Source organism: Ensifer sp. ENS11, assembly GCF_014851895.1.
GTDB classification, from domain to species: domain Bacteria; phylum Pseudomonadota; class Alphaproteobacteria; order Rhizobiales; family Rhizobiaceae; genus Ensifer; species Ensifer canadensis.
In genome coordinates this window covers 72674-90852 of sequence record NZ_JACVAN010000003.1, presented here as the reverse complement: position 1 = coordinate 90852, position 18179 = coordinate 72674, and the positions used below count along the sequence as shown (strand labels likewise).

The 18179-nt window shown below is 63.5% G+C and carries 16 protein-coding genes; 12 read left to right on the top strand and 4 right to left on the bottom strand.

Annotation, left to right across the window (positions count from 1 at the left end; translation table 11 throughout):
- Nucleotides 1–58 precede the first annotated feature (58 nt).
- The gene (locus IB264_RS07520) at nt 59–1039 is read left to right on the top strand and encodes a sugar-binding transcriptional regulator (protein ID WP_057224400.1); all 981 of its coding nucleotides are present in this window, start codon (nt 59–61) and stop codon (nt 1037–1039) included.
- A gap of 82 nt (nt 1040–1121) precedes the next feature.
- Here IB264_RS07520 and IB264_RS07515 read toward each other — a convergent pair whose 3' ends face one another.
- Genes IB264_RS07515 through IB264_RS07505 form a run of 3 tightly spaced genes read right to left on the bottom strand, consistent with a single transcriptional unit; the run spans nt 1122 to nt 4798 of the window.
- Nucleotides 1122–2165: a substrate-binding domain-containing protein gene (locus IB264_RS07515; protein ID WP_057224397.1), complete on the bottom strand. Its 1044-nt coding sequence runs from the start codon at nt 2163–2165 to the stop codon at nt 1122–1124.
- 52 nt (nt 2166–2217) lie between these two features.
- Nucleotides 2218–3285, bottom strand: coding sequence for an ABC transporter permease (locus IB264_RS07510; RefSeq protein ID WP_156612960.1), 1068 nt, complete (start codon nt 3283–3285; stop codon nt 2218–2220).
- Nucleotides 3275–4798: a sugar ABC transporter ATP-binding protein gene (locus IB264_RS07505; RefSeq protein ID WP_057224395.1), complete on the bottom strand. Its 1524-nt coding sequence runs from the start codon at nt 4796–4798 to the stop codon at nt 3275–3277. Before IB264_RS07505 ends, IB264_RS07510 begins: the two co-directional genes overlap by 11 nt.
- A gap of 145 nt (nt 4799–4943) precedes the next feature.
- On the opposite strand from IB264_RS07505, the gene mtnK reads away from it, so the two are divergent.
- From mtnK to IB264_RS07480, 5 genes are read left to right on the top strand one after another with little or no spacing between them, the layout of a single operon-like run.
- Complete coding sequence (gene mtnK / locus IB264_RS07500; RefSeq protein ID WP_057224393.1) at nt 4944–6215, top strand: S-methyl-5-thioribose kinase; 1272 nt, start codon at nt 4944–4946, stop codon at nt 6213–6215.
- On the top strand, nt 6212–7306 hold the full coding sequence (gene mtnA / locus IB264_RS07495; RefSeq protein WP_057224391.1) for an S-methyl-5-thioribose-1-phosphate isomerase: 1095 nt from the start codon (nt 6212–6214) through the stop codon (nt 7304–7306). The genes mtnK and mtnA overlap by 4 nt, the downstream gene beginning before the upstream one ends.
- 3 nt (nt 7307–7309) lie before the next feature.
- On the top strand, nt 7310–8245 hold the full coding sequence (locus IB264_RS07490) for a transketolase (RefSeq protein ID WP_057224389.1): 936 nt from the start codon (nt 7310–7312) through the stop codon (nt 8243–8245).
- Between the two features lie 2 nt (nt 8246–8247).
- The gene (locus tag IB264_RS07485) at nt 8248–9249 is read left to right on the top strand and encodes a transketolase family protein (RefSeq protein ID WP_057224387.1); all 1002 of its coding nucleotides are present in this window, start codon (nt 8248–8250) and stop codon (nt 9247–9249) included.
- The gene (locus IB264_RS07480) at nt 9249–10394 is read left to right on the top strand and encodes a RuBisCO large subunit C-terminal-like domain-containing protein (RefSeq protein ID WP_192433243.1); all 1146 of its coding nucleotides are present in this window, start codon (nt 9249–9251) and stop codon (nt 10392–10394) included. The genes IB264_RS07485 and IB264_RS07480 overlap by 1 nt, the downstream gene beginning before the upstream one ends.
- A gap of 348 nt (nt 10395–10742) precedes the next feature.
- On the opposite strand, the gene IB264_RS07475 is transcribed toward IB264_RS07480, so the two are convergent.
- Nucleotides 10743–10928 carry a hypothetical protein gene (locus IB264_RS07475; protein WP_057207609.1) on the bottom strand — a complete coding sequence of 62 codons (186 nt, stop codon included), beginning with the start codon at nt 10926–10928 and terminating at the stop codon, nt 10743–10745.
- A 354-nt stretch (nt 10929–11282) separates the two neighbouring features.
- Here IB264_RS07475 and IB264_RS07470 point away from each other — a divergent pair, with 354 nt between their 5' ends.
- The 6 genes from IB264_RS07470 to IB264_RS07445 all read left to right on the top strand — a co-directional run bounded on the left by IB264_RS07470 (nt 11283) and on the right by IB264_RS07445 (nt 18159).
- Complete coding sequence (locus IB264_RS07470; protein ID WP_057224383.1) at nt 11283–12047, top strand: IclR family transcriptional regulator; 765 nt, start codon at nt 11283–11285, stop codon at nt 12045–12047.
- The gene (locus IB264_RS07465; RefSeq protein WP_057207611.1) at nt 12047–13159 is read left to right on the top strand and encodes an ABC transporter substrate-binding protein; all 1113 of its coding nucleotides are present in this window, start codon (nt 12047–12049) and stop codon (nt 13157–13159) included. Before IB264_RS07470 ends, IB264_RS07465 begins: the two co-directional genes overlap by 1 nt.
- A gap of 127 nt (nt 13160–13286) precedes the next feature.
- A complete protein-coding gene (locus IB264_RS07460; RefSeq protein WP_057224381.1) occupies nt 13287–15005 on the top strand; it encodes an iron ABC transporter permease in 1719 nt (572 codons plus the stop codon).
- Nucleotides 14998–16077, top strand: coding sequence for an ABC transporter ATP-binding protein (locus IB264_RS07455; RefSeq protein WP_057207613.1), 1080 nt, complete (start codon nt 14998–15000; stop codon nt 16075–16077). Before IB264_RS07460 ends, IB264_RS07455 begins: the two co-directional genes overlap by 8 nt.
- Before the next feature lie 22 nt (nt 16078–16099).
- Complete coding sequence (locus tag IB264_RS07450) at nt 16100–17314, top strand: CaiB/BaiF CoA-transferase family protein (RefSeq protein ID WP_057224379.1); 1215 nt, start codon at nt 16100–16102, stop codon at nt 17312–17314.
- On the top strand, nt 17311–18159 hold the full coding sequence (locus IB264_RS07445) for a CoA ester lyase (RefSeq protein WP_025429508.1): 849 nt from the start codon (nt 17311–17313) through the stop codon (nt 18157–18159). The genes IB264_RS07450 and IB264_RS07445 overlap by 4 nt, the downstream gene beginning before the upstream one ends.
- Nucleotides 18160–18179 lie beyond the last annotated feature (20 nt).

Below are 18179 nucleotides of genomic sequence, written 5' to 3'. Positions count from 1 at the left end.
ATTTGACTTATGTCACGGCCGATGAATAATGTCAGCAATCGACAACTGAAGGATCCCCATGCCTATCCGCAACACCGATCAGATCATGCACAAAGCCGCGTGGCTCTACTATAGCCATGGGTTACGGCAGGACGAAGTTGCGCAGAAACTGGGGATCTCCCGCGCCTCTGTCGCGACCTATCTCAGGCGAGCACGCGAGACCGGGATCGTCAACATCACCACTTCGACCGAGCTTTTCACCGACGACGTGCTGGCGCGCGAGCTCGAGGATGCAACCGGGGTCACGGCGGCCTGGATCGTGCCGGAGGACCGGCAGGCCATGGACCCGACGGCTGAGATGCCGGTGCTGGCTGCATCCGTCTTTCTCGAACTGATCAACAAGGGCGATCGCGTCGGCGTCGCCTGGGGGCGAACGGTCTATCATATCGCCGACGTGATGCCCTTCGCCGACCTGCGTGGCGTCACTGTGGTCCAGCTCTGCGGCAATCTCGGCGCGCCCTATTCCTATCGGCCGGACCAGTGCACGACGGAGATCGCCCGCCGGCTCAATGCCGAAGGCATCAATTTCTACGCGCCGCTCGTGCTGTCGTCCGAGCGGCTGGCCGAGGAGCTTCGCGGCGAGCCGGTGATCCGCGAGCAGCTGTCGACGATCGCCGACTGTCATCTGGCGCTCTATTCCGTCGGCGGCATCGAGGACGACAGCCACCTCGTCAAGTGCGGCGCACTCAGCGCCAGCGAAATGCACCGCATGGGCGAGGAAGGCGCTGTCGGCGTCATTGCGGGACAATTGATCGACCGTGACGGCCAATGGGTGAATTGCGCCCACAATCGCCGCTGCATCTCGGCGGACCTCTCATCGATCCGCGCCATCAAAAAGCGCATGCTGGTCGTCCAGGAAGAGAGCAAGTTCGAACCACTGATGGCGGCCTTGAAGGGCGGCTTTGCCTCGCATCTCGTGGTCACGACATCAATGGCGCGCCGGGTGATGGAGCGCTGGAGCCGGGACGGTCTCGGCAAGGTAGACGCAACGACGACTTAAAGCGCGTTGTGATGCGTAGGGCTGGCAGTACGCAAACGGGGCGGTCTTTCGACCGCCCCACTTTCATCAACAAACCGCGTGATCAGGGCTTCGGCATCCAAGCCGGCATGGCGACATCCGCATGGGCGAACTGCGGCAGCTTGGTGCCGAGTTCTTCCATGTTCTTGATGTCCTGATCGTTCAGGTCCTTCTGGGTAATCAACGTCGGGGGCACGATGACGCTGCGGCCCGGATCCTCGCCGGCAAGCAGCATGGCGAGTGTGCGAACCGAGACTTGCCCGACCACGGCCGGGTTGGTGGCGGCAGTCGCAGCCCAGGCGGAATCCGGCTCGCGCATTGCCGCGATATCGGAGGTCGAGATATCGGCGGAATAGATCTTCACGTTGGACGAAAGACCGGCTTCGTCGACCGCAATCTTGACGCCCTTGGCGAACTCGTCATAGGGCGCGAACATCACGGTGATATCGGGATTGGCGGAGATGACGGAACGCGCCTGGTTGGCAACCGAGTTGGCGATCGGGTTGTCCATGGTGCCGAACTGCGAGACCTCGTTGATCCCGGAATACTTGCCCTTGAATTCCTTCCAGGTCTCGTCGCGACGGTCGAGCGGCGCGATGCCGGCGACATAGACGTAGCCCGCCTTGAAGCTCTCGCCATTGTCCTTGATCGCCTGCTCCAGGGCAAGGCGGGCAAGATCGCGGTCGGACTGTTCGACCTGCGGGATTTTCTCGTTTTCGACGTTCACGTCGAAGGCAACGACCTTGATGCCGGCGTCGACGGCGCGCTGTGCTGCTTCCTTCATCGATTCCGTCAGACCGTGCTGGATGATGATCCCCTGCACGCCGAGCGCGATCGCTTGGTCGACCATGTCGGCCTGCAGCGCTGCATCCTGGCGGCTGTCGAGAACCTGCAACTGAACGCCGAGAGCCTTTGCCTGCGCCTCCACGCCGGCAAGGTAGGATTGGAAGAAATCGCCGGTCGAGAGATAGCGCACCAGCGCGATCTTGACGTCAGCCGGCTTGTCGAAGGGCTTCGGCATATCGGCGGCAAAGGAAGCGGTGGCGAAAGCCACGGTTCCGGCAAGGCCAAGCGCCAGCTTGCCCATTGCTCTGCGTGTCATGTTCATTTCAGTCTCCTCCACTGGTGAACGTTTGTTGTCCGCGGGCGGGGCTTTCCCGTCAGCGTTTGCCTCTTTTCGAGAGCGCAAAGGTGAAGATCAGGGCGATGACGAGAACCGCGCCCTTGATGAAATCCTGCGTGTAATAGGGCGCATTCATCATCGTCAGGCCCTGGAGCAGGATGCCGACGAAGAGCGCGCCGACCGCCGTGCCGAACGCATTCGGCTTGGCCGCCCCCAAGACGGCAAAGCCGATCAGCGCGGCGGCAACGGCATCGAGCAGCAGATTGTTGCCCGAGGCGATGTCACCGCGGCCGAGACGCGCTGCGAGCAGCATGCCGCCGATCGACGCGAAGACGCCTGATATGACATAGGCCGAGATCTTGTAGGCATTGACAGGGGCGCCAGCCAGGCCGGCGGCGCGCTCGTTGGAGCCGACCGCATACATCATCCGTCCGAAGCGGGTGTATTCGAGGAAGAACCAGATCAGCACTGCCAGCACGATCAGCACCACGACGGCAACGGGCACAAGGTTCGGCAGGACGAGATCGAAGCGATGGCGGCCAAGCGCCAGGAAAGCGGGGCTGAAAGTGCCTGACGCGACCGAGCCGTCGGGAAGCGTCATGCCGGCGGCGATCGAACGGCCCTCGGTCGGTATGCGCTGCAAGCCGAGCAGCAGGAACATCATGCCGAGCGTCGCCAGCAGGTCCGGCACACGCATGTAGACGATGATGATACCGTTGATCAGCCCGACGAGAACGCCGATCGCCAGGCAGACGAGCGTTGCCGTCAGGGCGTCTCCGCCCATCACCACCATGACATAGGATGACGCCATCATCGCCGTGGTCGCGACCGAGCCGATCGACAGGTCGAAGCCGCCGACGACCAGCGTCGCCGTGACGCCGAGCGCCAGGATGCCGGTGATCGACACGGATTGCAGGATGAAGACGGCGCTCTGCGGCGAGGAAAATCCGTTCGTTACCAGCGAGAAGTAGAGAACCAGTCCGGCCAGAAGGGCGAGGAAACCGTATTTGATCGCGATATCGCGCAGACTGACGGCGGGACTGGGCGGTGGCGCCGGCAGCACCGAAGCGGCGGGGGACGCGGGTTTCATCTGTTCACTGCTCATGGGGCTGTCCCTGCTGATGATGTTGGCCGGCGATCTCCTGGAGGAGGCGCTCGACGTCGACCGCGGCGTTGCGATGCTCGCCGACCACAGTGTGTTCCGACATCACGAGAATGCGGTCGGCGATCTCGAAGGCTTCGTCGAGTTCGGTCAGGAAAACGATGGTCGCACGCCCAAAGGCCGAGGCGCGCAGCTTGGCGCCGATATCGCGGCGCGCGGCGATGTCGACGCCCTGGAAGGGCTCATCCAGGATCAGCAGGCGCGAGGGCTCGGAAAGCCAACGCCCGACCATGACCTTCTGCTGATTGCCGCCGGAAAGGGTCTGCATCTCGTCGCGCTCGCTGCGGCAGACGACGCCGAGCGCTGCGATCTGCGCCCGCGATTTCGCCCGTTCGGACCGGCGGTTCGATATGCCGAAGCGCGACAGCCGCTTGAGAAACGGCAGGCTGATATTCTCGTAAATGTTGAAGTCAGGAACGATGCCACTGTCGGCTCGATCCTTGGCAACTAGAAACACGCCCTTGGTGATCGCCTGGCGGGTGCTCTGCGGACGATACGAGGCGCCGTCGAGCGTCATCCGGCCAGCCGCTGGCCCGCGCGCCCCAAAGAGCGTCTCGGCCAGCGCCGTCTTGCCGACGCCGACAAGACCGGTGACGGCGACGATTTCGCCATCGCCCAGTTTGAGATCGAACGGACGCGACGTCTCGGTAAGTTTCAGTCCCTGGGCGAAAAAGACTGAACCGAGCCCTTCGCGCACGGTGACGTCCCCTGCCGAAACCTTTTGCCCGAGCATGGCGTTGACGGCGCCTTCATAGTCCAGATCCGCACCTTCGAAGCGGCCGGTTATGCGCCCGTCGCGCAGGGTGACGATGCTGTCGGCGAGCCTGCGGATATCGGACATCCGGTGCGAGATATAAAGGATCGCGACGCCACGGGCTTTCAGCCGATCGAGAAGCTCGAACAGCCGATCAGCCTCGGCGCTCGACAGCGACGAGGTCGGCTCGTCGAGGATCAGCACCTGCGGCTCGTGCGCCATGGCGCGGGCGATCGCCACCATCTGCCGGTCGGCGAGCGTCAGATCGTTGATATCAGCGGAAAGATCTATGGCGAGGCCCATGCGGGCGGCGACGACGGCAGCCTCGCGCCTTACCCGGCGCGGGTTGAAGAACAGGCGCGCACCGCGGCCGTTCAACCGGTCGAGCGTGAGGTTGGTCGCGACGTCGAGGTCGGCAACGACGCCATCATTGATGTTCTGGTGAACCGTCACCACACCAGCACGGATCGCCTCCGCCGGTGTTGTCGGCGAAAAAGGGAGATCATCCAGCTGCATGGCTCCGGCGTCTCCGACGTAGACGCCGCTGAGGATGCGCACCAGTGTCGACTTTCCAGCGCCGTTGGCGCCCATCAGCACCGTCACGGCACCCTTGCGCAATTCGAGATCGACGCCCTTCAGAACCGGTATCGGCCCGAAGGATTTGCGCACGCCCTCGACGCGAAACACTGCTTGTTCGCTCATGCTCTCCTCCCAATGAAGTCAGGTTAGGATGGCTATCCATCAAATGTCAAGGCGATTGACATTTGACAGAATGCCGACTTACCTATGGTCCATGACAGCATGGCGAGGAGCGGCCGAGGCCGGCCATGCCCATAGGGAGGACCATATGGACAAGCACGTTTTCGAGGCGCTCAGCGCCGAAACGCTGCCATTAAGGCTGAGCGGCAATGCTGCGCTATGTGACAGGATCGGCGGCGATCATGGCCGTTGGCAGGTCAAGGAGGTCGGCGACGGCAACCTCAATCTCGTCTTCATCGTCACGGGCGATAAGGGCGCGGCGATCGTCAAGCAGGCGCTCCCCTATGTCAGGCTCGTCGGCGAGCGCTGGCCCCTGCCGTTGAAGCGCTCGTTCTTCGAATACCACGCCCTCACCCGCCAGGCGGCGCGCGACCCGGGCATGGTGCCGGAAATCCTGTACTTCGACGCCGAGCAGGCGATGATCATCATGGAGTACCTGACGCCGCACGTGATCCTGCGGCGCGCGCTGATCGCGGGGCGCAGGCTGCCGAAGATCGGTCGCGATCTCGGGCTTTTCGCCGCCCGCACGCTCTTTCGCGGCTCGGATCTTTCGATGCCGACGCGCGACAAAAAGGCCGATCTCGCGCTTTTCGCCGACAATGTCGAACTTTGCGATATCACCGAAAACCTGGTTTTCTCCGATCCCTACTTCGAGGCGGAGATGAACCGGCATACGACACCACACCTCGACAGCCTGGTCGAGGAACTCCGCCGCGACCGTGACTTGAAGGTCGAAGCGCAGCGGCTGAAACATATCTTTTCCGCCAAGGCCGAAACGCTTTGCCACGGCGACCTGCATACGGGTTCGGTCATGGTCACCGACGACGAGACGCGCGTCATCGATCCGGAATTCGCCTTCTACGGACCGATCAGCTTCGATGTCGGCATGCTCTTGGCGAACTTCTGGATGAGCTACTTCTCTCAAGGTGGCCACGAGAGCGCGGCCGGCGAACGCGACCAGATGCGCACCTACCTGCTGGATACGACAGAGACGATCTGGGAAACCTTCTGCGACGAGTTTTCCGCGCTCTGGCGCAGCGAGCGCAAGGGCATTCTCTACCAGGCAAGCGTTTTCGAAGAGCGCGACGACCCGTTCGGCTCGGAACAGGCGCTGACTATCGTCCTCGATGAGATCTACCGCGAGATGCTCGGCTTTGCCGGGGTCGAGATCCTCAGGCGCATCCTCGGCCTTGCCCACAACGCCGATTTCGAAACCATCGACGACCTCAGCCGCCGCGCCAAATGCGAAAGCAAGGCGCTCAAGCTCGGGCGCCATCTTGCCGTCAACCGGGATCGCATTGCGAGCCTCAGGGATATTCGCGCAACCGCGCAGCGGCTTCAGCAGGAGACACTTTCGTGAAAGTCGGAGAAAAGCACTACCATACGATCTGGCTCAACGCCGACGGCCGCTCGGTCGACATTATCGACCAGCGCTGGCTGCCGCACGAATTCCGGATCGTCACGCTGAAGACGGTCGCCGACGTCGCCGTCGCCATTCGCGACATGTGGGTGCGCGGTGCGCCGCTGATCGGCGTCACCGCCGCCTACGGCATCGCCATTGCCATGGCCGACGATCCGTCAGACCGCCATCTCGATTCAGTCTGGGAGGAGCTCAACGAGACCCGGCCGACGGCGATCAACCTGCGCTGGGCGCTCGACGCCATGCGGCAGTTCCTGCGCCCTCTGCCGGCCGAAGAGCGCGCCGAAGCCGCTTATCGCCGCGCTGGCGAGATCGCCGAGGAGGATGTCGAACTCAATCGGGCGATCGGCGCCAACGGCCTGAAAATCATCCGCGAGATTGCGGCGACCAAGAAGCCCGGCGAGCCGGTCAACATCCTCACCCACTGCAATGCCGGCTGGCTCGCAACGGTCGACTACGGAACGGCGACAGCGCCGATCTACATGGCGACGGAGGCGGGCATCCCCGTCCACGTCTATGTCGACGAGACCCGGCCGCGCAACCAGGGTGCGCAGCTCACCGCCTGGGAACTCAACGGCCATGGCGTGCCGCACACGCTGATCGTCGACAACGCCGGTGGGCACCTGATGCAGCACGGCGAAGTCGACATGGTGATCGTCGGCACCGACCGCACCACCGCCAATGGCGATGTCTGCAACAAGATCGGCACCTATCTGAAGGCGCTTGCCGCCAGCGACAACGACGTCCCCTTCTATGTCGCGCTGCCCTCGCCGACCATCGACTGGACGGTCAAGGACGGCGTGAAGGAGATTCCGATCGAGGAGCGCACCGGCGACGAGGTGAGCTTTGTCCAGGGCCGCGGTCCCGACGGCTCGATCATCTCGGTTCGCGTTTCGCCGGAAGGCAGCCCTTCGGCAAACCCGGCCTTCGACGTGACGCCGGCACGCCTCATCACCGGCCTCATCACCGAGCGCGGCGTCGCCGTGCCCTCGCCCGGAGGCCTCAAAGCGCTGTTTCCGGAAAGGAGCTGACCGATGAGCCTCACGAACCAGAAGACGACCGAAGAGATCGCGCTCGGCATCCGCCGCCGCGTCTTCTTCCATACGATGAAGAATAATGGCGGCTATCTGAGCCAGGCATGTTCGGCGGCCGAAAGCCTTGCCTTGCTCTACAACGAGATCCTGACGCTCGGCGAGCCGACCTTGCCAAAGGTGCCGCTGCCGTTTCGCGGCGTGCCCTCTGCCGATAATCCCGAAGCCTTTACCGGCGCGGGCTACCACGGCCCTGCGGCACCCGAATACGACCGCTTCTTCATCTCGCCGGCGCATTATGCGCTGGTGATCTATAGCGCGCTGATCGAGGTCGGCCGGATGGACGACAGTGCTCTCGACCATTTCAACAAGGACGGCGGCTCCGTCGAGATGATCGGCGCCGAGCACAGCCCGGGCATGGAGGTGACGACGGGCTCGCTGGCGCAAGGTCTTTCCATGGCCGCAGGCGTCGCCTTTGCCCGAAAGAAACGTAACGAACCGGGCAAGGTCTGGGTCTACATGTCCGACGGGGAGTTCCAGGAGGGACAAACCTGGGAATGCCTTGCCGCCATGGCGCATCACGGGATCGACAACATCCGCGTCATCGTCGACGTCAACCGCCAGCAATGCGACGGCGCCATGTCCTCGGTTCTCGATCTGGGCGACCTCGCCCGTCGGGTCGAAGCCTTCGGGGCGACCTGCCGCTCGATCGACGGTCACGATCTGCAGGCCATGCGCATTGCTGCCAACAGCGCAGAACCCGGCAAACCGCTCATCATCCTCGCCAATACGTCGCCGTTCCAGGGAATGAACTTCTTGCAGAAGCGCTTCCCGCGCCTTCATTACGTGCGCTTCAAGAGCGCCGAGGAGAGGCTTGAGATGCAGGCGGCATTGGCTGTCGAACTGGGCGTGAGCCCGAACGAAATGGAAGGGGCCTGACCATGGTCGAAATCGTCAACCGCCCTTACGCGAGGGCTTTCGAGGCTTTCGCCACAGCCCGTCCTGAGGTTATGTGCCTTTCGGCTGACCTCACCTCTTCCTGCGAGGTCGATGGTTTTCGCGATCGGCATCCGGAGCAGTTTCTGTCGCTGGGGATGGCTGAGCAGAACATGCTCTCCTTCGCCGGCGGGCTTGCCATGCAGGGTTATCGGCCGTTCATCCACACCTTCTCGGTCTTCCTCTATCGGCGTCCCTACGATCAGCTGATCAATTCGATCGCCTATTCCAATCGCAAGGTGCGGCTGATGGGCTTTCTGCCGGGGATCACCACGCCGGGCGGCATCACCCACCAGGCGATCGAGGACATCGCCGTCCTGCGCGCCGTGCCGAACATGACGATCCTCGAGACCGGCGACGCGACCGAGGTCGAGACCGTGCTCGAGGTCGCCGATGCGATCGACGGTCCTGTTTATGTCCGCGTCCTTCGCGGCGAAGTCCCCCGGCTGTTCTCGACGCCGTTCGCCTTCAACAAACTGCGCACCCTGTCTGAAGGCGACGACATCCTCGTCGTCAGCTCGGGCGTCTGCACCGAGGAGGTCCTGCGGGCGACACGGCCGATCGAAGCCCGCGGGATCGGGCTGCATCACCTGCACGCCTCGACCCTCAAGCCGTTCGACCGCAACGGGCTGATCAAGGCTGCGCGCGGCAAGAAGGGCATCGTCACGCTCGAGAACCACACCACCGTCGGCGGGCTCGGATCGTTGGTGGCCGAGATCCTCGCCGAAGAGGGGCTTGGCGTCCGTCTGAAGCGCCTCGGCCTGAAGGACACTTTTGCCCATGGCGCCTCGAAGCCTTACCTGATGAAGAAGTACGGCCTTGATGCCGGCGCGCTGGTGTCGGCAATCGAGGAGCTTACCGGCAGATCGCTCGAAATCGGCGAGGACGAACTGACCGAGGTTCGTCTCGATCACGTGCATTCGGCACAGAAGGCGGAGGCGCTCTGATGGCGCCCCGGTTTACCGTCAGCTATTACGTCAGGGCGGCCGACGAAGCCGAGGCGCGCGCACGGGCGCTCGACATCGCCCTCGAACAGACGGTCGAGATCCCGCGCGATGTCGTGCCCAAAGGTTATGTCGAGGACGAAATCCTCGGCAAGCTCGAAGCCCTCGCGCAGGACCCGGACGGCCGTCCCGGCTATCTCGCTGATATCTCCTACAGTGAAGACGATATCGGCGGCGACTTCCTGCAATTCCTCAATATCGTTTTCGGCAACAGCTCGATCAAACCGGGGTTGAAAGTCGAGGACATCGGCCTTTCCCCGGCTATCCTCGCTCTCTGCCCGGGTCCACGACACGGCATTGCCGGGCTCCGGCAACGAGCCGGCATCGGCGCGCAACCGCTGTTGATGTCCGCCATCAAGCCGGTTGGATTGTCCACGTCCGAACTGGCGGGCCGCGCACACGACTTCGCGCTCGGCGGCATGCATTTCGTCAAGGACGACCATGGGCTGGTGGATCAGAGGACGTCGCCGTTTGCCGAACGGCTGGCGGCCTGTGTCGAAGCTGTCGGTGAAGCCAATGCGAAGGGCGGCGGGCGAGCCAGTTTCGTGCCGAACATCACAGCCTCGTCAAAAGAGCTGTTCGAGCGGGCGATGATGGCGGAAGAAGCCGGCGCCGGCGCGGTGATGATATCACCGGCCCTCGCCGGCTATGACGTCATCCACACGCTGGCGTCCGACCCGGGCTTCACCCTGCCGATCGTTTCGCATCCGGCGTTTTCCGGTGCCAATGTCGTCTCGCCGGATACAGGCTTTTCGCATCGCTGCTTCTACGGCGCCTTGCACCGCCTGATGGGTGCCGATGCCGCCATCTACCCGAATTTCGGCGGGCGGTTCGGCTTCACCCGCGAGGAGTGCCAGTCGATCGCCAAGGCCTGCGCCGTCGACATGGGTGGCCCGAAGGCGATCGTGCCGGCGCCAGGTGGCGGCATGAATCTTAGCCGTGTGCCGGAGATGCGCGAAGCCTACGGCCAAGACGTGATGTATCTGATCGGCGGCGCGCTGCTTCAGGACACGGACATCGTTTCGGCCAGCCGCCGGATCGTCGAAGCGGTTGCACGCCAAGCGTACGACGGTTCAGCTACGAGATAGCCTCCCAAGGCCCTGCCGGGCGCGACGGTGCGTCCGGCAGGTTTGATCACCGTCGCAGCAAAGACGCTGCAAGACGGCCCGCCCTACGCGGCGCAAAGCGCTTTCCAGGTGTCCATTCCCCCGCAGATGCCAGCTCGACAATGAGCCTCCGTGGCTCTTGCCAAGGCCGCTGGCTTGACGCTGTTTGGAAACTGGCAGGTGGTTTCGCCCGTATCCGCGAACTGAGCGACTGCCGTCGCTCGACGGCCGTCGGCCCCCACGCTCAGATATCGCCGGATAACTTACCGCTCCTGCGACGATGCGCACCCCCCCTTCGGGAAACGTCCGTGCGAAGCGGGCGCCTGTTCGTCAGTCGGTGTCACGATCGAACTGGTTGACGATGCGCATGGCGGTCTTGCGCTGTGCGTGGCGCACGTCGGCATCGCGCTTGCTCTTCAGCATCAGATGGGCGGCACGCACCGCCGGCAGCGCCACCGGCTTGTAGCCGGGCTCGATTACGGGATGGGCCGTGGAATTAAGCTTTGGCTTACGCATAGTTCACTCCTCAGTCGAACACTGCCCAGGTCGTTCATGCACCTTGACGAGGCGCGATCTGAGACCGGACACGATGGGAGCGTGCCCGCCAATGGAGGCGAGCGTTTGATCAGACGATTCAAGATTTGTTGCGGTCTGAAATGACGTTTCGGGTTCGATCGGATGAACCGGAACCTCCCAACCCCCCAATCGCGTCGAGGAGCCTGAACTTATCCTTTGCCTGCTGACACTCGTTGGCGAACGACAAGGCGCACAGGAAACGGCAGCACTGGCCGCACCTTGACAAGGGCGGCCACGCTCGGTAAGTTCATTATATAGCACATGTTCAATATATTGAACAAGGAAAAAATCACGATGAGCGGCCGGGGCGCGGAAAGAATTTTGGACCTGATCGAGTGGCTGGCGTCGCGCAGCGAAGCAGTCTCGCTCGCCGAGGTCGTCCAGGCCCTTTCCCTGCCGAAGAGCAGCACGCTGCTTCTGCTGCGCACCCTTGTTGAAGCCCGGTACGTCGCCCGCCAGACCGACGGACGCTACCTGTTGATCCGGCTGCCGGGTGAGCCGTCGGAAGCAAACAGCGGCTGGGGCACGATCCTGCGGGTGGCCGAGCCGATCCTTCGCGAAACGGTGGCGGCGATCGAGGAGACCGGCTTCATCGCCGTGCTGACGGACGAGCGGCAGGTCCGCTATCTCAACAAGATCCTGCCCATGCGCGAGATCCGCTATGACCGCGATATCGCCACACAGCGTGTCGCCCACTACGTCGCAAGCGGACTGATGCTGTTGTCCGGCCTGACGGACCAGGAGCTCGAAACCTATCTCGGTCACTCCGTGCCAGCCGAAGACGACCCCGATGCCATCGCCGAGCGCGTCAGCGCCGGGCGTCGGGAAGGCTATGTCGCCAATCTCTACGGCCGGGTCGAGGGTGCCGCCGGCGTCGCGGCGCCCATTCGCGATCCCGACGGCCGCATCGTCGCCGTCGTCAACATTTCCGGTCCGCGCGAGCGGATCGCCAACAATCTCGATCGCGTCACCGAGGCGACGGTCGAAGCCGCGCGTCGCGCAAGTGAGGAGCTCTCGCGACGCATTTTCAAAAATGGGAAAACCCACGGGAGGAATTGATGTCCTATTTGAAGAGAGAGCTCGCCGGTTGGCTGCTGGCCGCATCGGCGATGGTCTCGACCAGCGCCTTTGCCCAGGAGCCGAAGCTGCCTGAGTACTATCCGGCCGATTACGGCCAGATCGTCGAAGCCTCGCGCAAGGAAGCTGGCCTCGTCGTCTACTCCAACATGGCCGACAACAACTGGCAGCCTGTCATCAAGGGCTTCAACGAACTCTATCCCTGGATCAAGATCGAGACGCTCGACCTCGGCTCCGGCACCGTGCACACCCGCTGGGAAGCAGAAGCTGGCAGCGGTGCGCGCACCGCCGACATCCTGGTCTCCGGCGCAAACGACCGCTGGGCACGTTATGGCAGCGAGAGCCGCATGCTCGATTATGCCAGCCCGGAAACCGAACGCCTGCCGGGCTTCGCCAATCCCTATCCCGGCATCTACGTGATGTCGGCGGACCCGCTCGTCATCACCTACAATGCCGCGCTGCTGCCGGAGGGCCAGCGCCCGACCGGTTTCGCCTCGCTCGTCAAGGCGGCAGCCGCCGACAAGGCGACGTTCGACGGCAAGATCACCACCTATGACGCCGCCCGCAACTCCTTCGGGCTTGCTGCCTGGTGGAAGACGCTGCAGGTCAAGGGCGACGACGGCTGGAAGGGCTTGCGCGAAATCGGCCCGATGATCCGCGGTGAAGTCTCAGGCGGCCCGATGAACGAGAAGATCGCCACCGGCGAATATCTCGTCGGCATCGCCGTCTCCGGCATCACCATCTTCCCCCGCCTGGAGCAGCCCGGCGGCGAGATCCTCGGCTTTGCCTTCCCCGATGACGGAACGCCGGTCATGCTTCGCGGCCTCGGCATCCCGAGCGAGGCGGCCAACCCGAACTCGGCAAAACTGTTCGTCGACTATCTGCTCAGCCAGAAGGGCCAGACGCAGGTCGGCAAGGGCGGACTGACGCCTTATCGCGAGGACGTCGAAGAAGCCGAGGTTCGCTACACCTATCAGGCGATCGCTGCCAAGGTAGGCATGGAAAACCTGATCGCCGTCGGCTTCGACAAGGCGATCATCGATGACGCTGCGGGCTTTGCCACCAAGTGGACCGCCGCGATGGCCGGCAACTAACGGGCCTCGACTCAGCAACCGTCGGCCGCGATACGGTCGGCCGGCGGTTCCTCTGCCCTCATTTTCAACTCTACGAAGCCTGACGACCGTCTTTCGCGTTCGCGGACGGCTTTCGAGGACTATTGCCATGACCGAGCTCACAGCAGGGTCGGCACCGAGCGCCACGCGTGACCGGTCGACCATCACCTTCTGGGCCGTAAGCATCTTGACCACGATCCTGGTGATCGGGCCGATTGCGCCCATTATTCTCCAGGCCTTTCTCGACCGGCCGCTCTACAAGCCCGACGCCGTCGTCACCGCCGGCAACTTCGTTCGCCTGTTCACCGAGGCGGGCATGGGCAAGATCGTGCTCAACACGCTGTTCTTCGCCGTCGTCACGATGGTCGTTGCCCAGCTGTTCGGCTCGGTTATGGCCGTCATCGTCGGCCGCACCAATCTGCCCGGACGCAAATGGATCGGCGAGATCCTGATCTGGCCGCTTTTCGTCAGCAACCTCGTCATGGCCTTCGGCTGGTTCACCATGTACGGACCGTCGGGCTATATCACTCTCGCCTTCAAGGCGAGCACCGGACTCAGCCCGTGGAACCTCTACAGCCTGACCGGCATGAGCATCGTTGCGGGCTTGAGCCAGGCGCCGCTCGCTTACCTCATGTGCATCGGCGCCGTCACCAAGGCCGACGCACAGCTGGAAGATGCCGCCCGCTCGGCCGGCGCCAGCCCGATGCGGGCGCTGATCAGCATCACCGTACCGATGATGCGGCCGGCAATGGTCTACTCCGCAGTCCTCAATTTCGTCATCGGCATCGAGATGCTGGCAATCCCGTTGGTTTTCGGCGGCCCGAGCGGCATCCACACGGTCACGACCTTCCTCTACGACCAGGGCATCAATGCCGCCGTGCAATCCGACTACGGTATCGTCGGTGCCGGCGCGGTCATGCTGCTTGTGATCGTCGGCCTGCTCGTCTGGCTGCAGGGCCGGTTGATGAAGGACAGCGGCCGCTTCGTCACCGTGCGCGGCAAGGCCTCCCGCCCCTCGCTCGTCGACCTCGGAAACTGGCGCTGGGTCGCATTCGCCGCCGTCGCGGCCTATGTGCTCTTCACCATCGTCACCGTCTTTGCGGGCATCTTCATGCGCGCCAGCGTCAGCTTCCTGACGCCGCTGGTCCCGTTCTGGAAGCTACTGACCCTTGCCAACTTCGAGCTGATCTTCAATCAGCCGGGATATGTCAGGGCGATCCTCAATTCCGTCGTCATCTCCTTCCTCGGCGGCATCATCGGCACCGCCTGCGTCGTGCTCATCGCGCTTGTCGCCAAGCGTTCCGAGTTCCGCTTCCGCCGCGCACTCGAATATGTCGCGCTGTTCCCGCGCTCGCTGCCCGGCATCATCGCCGGCCTCGGCTTCTTCTATGCCGTGGTCTGGGTCCCGGGCCTCGACATGATCCGCGGCACGATCTGGATCCTGATCGCCGCCTTTGTCATACGCTACATTCCGATCGGTTTCGGCGCGATCGCACCGGCGCTGTCGCAGATCGGCGAAGAGCTTGACCGCGCCTCGCGCATTTCCGGCGCCGACTGGTGGACGACGGTGACACGCATCGTCCTGCCGCTGCTGAAGCCCGCGCTGTTTTCAAGCTTCGCGCTGCTCTTCATCCACTTCTTCAAGGAGTATGTGACGGCAGTCTTCCTCTACCAGCCGGGGTCCGAAATCATCGGCTCGACCATGCTGCAGCTCTATGCCCAGGGCGACAACGGACCCGTCTCCGCCCTTGCCACCATCCAAGTCATCATCACGGCCTTGTTCGTCTTCATGGCGCGCCGTCTGCTGGGAGCCAAGATCTATGGCTGATCTCATCCTCGACAACCTCTCCATCAACTACGGCTCCTACAAGGCCGTCAGCGAAGTCTCGCTGACCATTCCGAAGGGCGAGTTCCTGACGCTGCTCGGCCCCTCCGGCTGCGGCAAGTCGACGACGCTTTTTGCAATTTCCGGACTGAACCACGCGACATCGGGCGCAATCCGCATGGGCGACCGCGTGCTCTTCGACGGCAAGACCAAAACGGTGGTGCCGCCGGAACAGCGCAACATCGGGCTCGTCTTTCAAAGCTACGCGCTTTGGCCGCATATGTCGGTGGCGGAAAACCTCGCCTTCCCGCTGAAACTGCGCAAGATCGGCCGCGCCGAGCAGGACAAGCGCATAAAGGAAGCGCTTGAACTGGTCGAGATGGCCAAATTCGCCGAGCGTTACCCCTTCGAGCTTTCCGGCGGCCAGCAGCAGCGCGTGGCGCTCGCGCGCGCACTCGTCTATCGACCGGGCCTGCTTTTGCTTGACGAACCGCTGTCCAACCTCGATGCGAAGCTGCGCGAGCGCGCCCGTGTCTGGTTGCGCGAGCTTCAGGAACGTCTCGGCGTCACGACCGTCTACGTGACCCACGATCAGGCGGAAGCGCTTGCGGTTTCCGACCGCATCGCGGTGATGGACACGGGGCGTATCCGCCAACTTGGCACCCCGAAGGAAATCTACGAGACGCCGGCCGATGCCTTCGTCGCCGACTTCATCGGCTCCTCGAACTTCCTGACAGGTACCGTGGTCGATCGCGCCGCCGGCATCGCCAATGTTCGCCTCGAAGACGGAACGATGATCAAGGCGAACACCGGCCGGAACGGTGCTGACGAAAAAGTCGTGATTGCCGTGCGTCCGGAGCGGCTGCAGATCGTCGGCAGCGCCGGTGAAAACGTCGTACAGGCAACCGTTCAGGGCGGCTCCTATCTCGGCTCCGTCTATCAGTACGAGCTGACAGGCGCCGGCAGCACCTTCCGCGTCCAGACCGCGCGCGAGGTCGCCGACAAGCATGTCTTCGTCTATGTGCCGCCGGAAGCCTCGACGCTGTTTGCCGCGCAATCCCGGCCGCAGGCCTGAGCCCTTAAACGCGGAGCACCTCATGACCAAGGAACCCAAAAGCTTCGACGCCGCCGCCAAAGGCCCGCTTGACGGCATTCGCGTCGTCGATCTGTCGCGGCTGGTCGCCGGCAACATGCTGTCGCTGCAACTCGGCGATTTCGGCGCCGACGTCATCAAGGTCGAGCCGCCGGTCGGCGATCCCTTGCGCGACTGGCGCGACGGCGGCAGCTCGCTCTACTGGAAGACCTATGGCCGCAACAAGCGCTCGGCCATGCTCAACCTTCGCGAACCGGCGGCGATGGACGCCATGCTCAAGCTGCTCGACACGGCCGATGTCTTCATCGAAAACTTCCGCCCAGGCACGCTCGAGGAGATGGGCATGGCGCCGGAGACGCTGCTTGCCCGCAATCCCGACCTGATCATCGTGCGCATTTCCGGCTTCGGTCAGACCGGTCCTTACGCCACCCTGCCGGGGTTCGGCACGCTGGTGGAAGCGATGAGCGGATTTGCCGCCCGCACCGGCTTTCCCGATCGGGAACCGGTACTGCCGCCGTTGGCACTCGCCGACATGATCGCCGGCATCTACGGATCTTCGGCTGTCAGCATGGCGCTGCTGGCGCGCCAGCGCGGCACGGCGCGCGGGCAGGTCATCGACCTGTCGCTGCTGGAGCCGATGTTCTCGGTGCTCGGACCGGAGGCCGCGATCTACAAGACGACCGGCAAGATCAAGGAACGGGTCGGCAGTGGCTCCAACACGACATCGCCACGCAACGTCTATCGATGCGCCGACGGCAAATACGTCGCGCTGTCCGGCTCCACCCAGGCGGTTGCCAAACGTATCTTCGAGATCATCGGCCGTCCCGAAATGATCACCGATCCGCGCTTTGCCACCAATACCGACCGGGTCCGCAACCGGCCGCTGGTCGACGAGGCCGTCAGTGCCTGGTTTGCGACGAGGGAGCGCGACGACGCACTCGACGTCATGCGCCGGGCCGGTGCAACGGTCGGGCCGGTCTACAACATCGCCGATGCCTTTAGCGACGCGCATTTCATCGAGCGCGAGGTTTTTACCGAAGTGGAGGATCGTGAGCACGGGTCGCTGCCCATGCACAACATCCTGCCGCGGATGTCGGCGACCCCCGGCGTTTGGCGCAACCCGGCACCGGCGCTTGGCGAAAACACCCGCGACGTCCTCAACGAAGTCGGCCTGTCGACCGACGAAATCGACCTGATCATGGGGGGAAGAACCGAATGATGCTGCGCTCGCTACTTTATGTTCCCGGCAGTTCGCCCCGCTTTCTAGAAAAGGCCCACGAACGCGGCGCCGATGCCATTATCATCGACCTCGAGGACGCGGTCGCCGCCAACGAGAAGGACGCGGCAAGGGTCGCTCTTGCTCGAACCGTGCCGATGGTTGGCCAGCGCGGCGCTGCGGTGATCGTGCGGATCAACACCCATGACGAAACGACGATGCTGGCCGACGCCAGTGCGGCCTGCGAGGCCGGCGCACTGGCGCTCTACATTCCCAAGGTGTCTTCGCCTGAAGTCCTGCATCAACTCGATCGGCACCTGGAGCCGCTGGAATCGGCCGCGAACCGGCCGCCGATGCGGTTTGCGCCGCTGATCGAAGATCCCGCGGGATTGCTCAACGCCACGTCGATCGCCACAGGCCCGCGGGTCTTCGCCTTGTCGGCTGGTGGCGAGGACCTTGCGACATCCATGGGCGCCCAGCCGACGCCTGAGGTTTTGCGCATACCGAAGCTGATGATCCACTACGCCGCGAAGGCCGCTGGCGTCCTCTCCTTCGGGCTGCTGCGCAGCACGGCCGACTATGCCGACAAGGAGGGATTGGCTGCAGCCATAAGGGAAGCCAAGGACTTCGGTTTCGACGGCGCCACCTGCATTCACCCGAGCGTGATCTCGCTGCTGAATGACGGCTTCTCGCCTTCCGCGGAAGAGCTCGACCGCGCCCGACGGCTGATTGCCGCCGCCGATGCCGCCGCACTGGCCGGGATCGGTGCCTTCACCTTCGAGGGCAAATTCGTCGACCTGCCGATCGTCACGCGCGCCCGCGGATTGCTGGCGCGCACCACGGGCTGATCCAACCGCCCGGCGACCCC

What these genes read in the sequence shown, in the direction of transcription:
- IB264_RS07470 (WP_057224383.1), top strand. Translation starts at nt 11,283, where the DNA reads ATGAGCGGCCGGGGCGCGGAAAGAATTTTGGACCTGATCGAGTGGCTG.
- IB264_RS07490 (WP_057224389.1), top strand. Translation starts at nt 7,310, where the DNA reads ATGAGCCTCACGAACCAGAAGACGACCGAAGAGATCGCGCTCGGCATC.
- IB264_RS07520 (WP_057224400.1), top strand. Translation starts at nt 59, where the DNA reads ATGCCTATCCGCAACACCGATCAGATCATGCACAAAGCCGCGTGGCTC.
- IB264_RS07485 (WP_057224387.1), top strand. Translation starts at nt 8,248, where the DNA reads ATGGTCGAAATCGTCAACCGCCCTTACGCGAGGGCTTTCGAGGCTTTC.
- IB264_RS07480 (WP_192433243.1), top strand. Translation starts at nt 9,249, where the DNA reads ATGGCGCCCCGGTTTACCGTCAGCTATTACGTCAGGGCGGCCGACGAA.
- IB264_RS07450 (WP_057224379.1), top strand. Translation starts at nt 16,100, where the DNA reads ATGACCAAGGAACCCAAAAGCTTCGACGCCGCCGCCAAAGGCCCGCTT.
- IB264_RS07510 (WP_156612960.1), bottom strand. Translation starts at nt 3,285, where the DNA reads ATGAGCAGTGAACAGATGAAACCCGCGTCCCCCGCCGCTTCGGTGCTG.
- mtnK (WP_057224393.1), top strand. Translation starts at nt 4,944, where the DNA reads ATGGACAAGCACGTTTTCGAGGCGCTCAGCGCCGAAACGCTGCCATTA.
- IB264_RS07475 (WP_057207609.1), bottom strand. Translation starts at nt 10,928, where the DNA reads ATGCGTAAGCCAAAGCTTAATTCCACGGCCCATCCCGTAATCGAGCCC.
- IB264_RS07505 (WP_057224395.1), bottom strand. Translation starts at nt 4,798, where the DNA reads ATGAGCGAACAAGCAGTGTTTCGCGTCGAGGGCGTGCGCAAATCCTTC.
- IB264_RS07445 (WP_025429508.1), top strand. Translation starts at nt 17,311, where the DNA reads ATGATGCTGCGCTCGCTACTTTATGTTCCCGGCAGTTCGCCCCGCTTT.
- IB264_RS07455 (WP_057207613.1), top strand. Translation starts at nt 14,998, where the DNA reads ATGGCTGATCTCATCCTCGACAACCTCTCCATCAACTACGGCTCCTAC.
- IB264_RS07465 (WP_057207611.1), top strand. Translation starts at nt 12,047, where the DNA reads ATGTCCTATTTGAAGAGAGAGCTCGCCGGTTGGCTGCTGGCCGCATCG.
- IB264_RS07460 (WP_057224381.1), top strand. Translation starts at nt 13,287, where the DNA reads ATGACCGAGCTCACAGCAGGGTCGGCACCGAGCGCCACGCGTGACCGG.
- IB264_RS07515 (WP_057224397.1), bottom strand. Translation starts at nt 2,165, where the DNA reads ATGAACATGACACGCAGAGCAATGGGCAAGCTGGCGCTTGGCCTTGCC.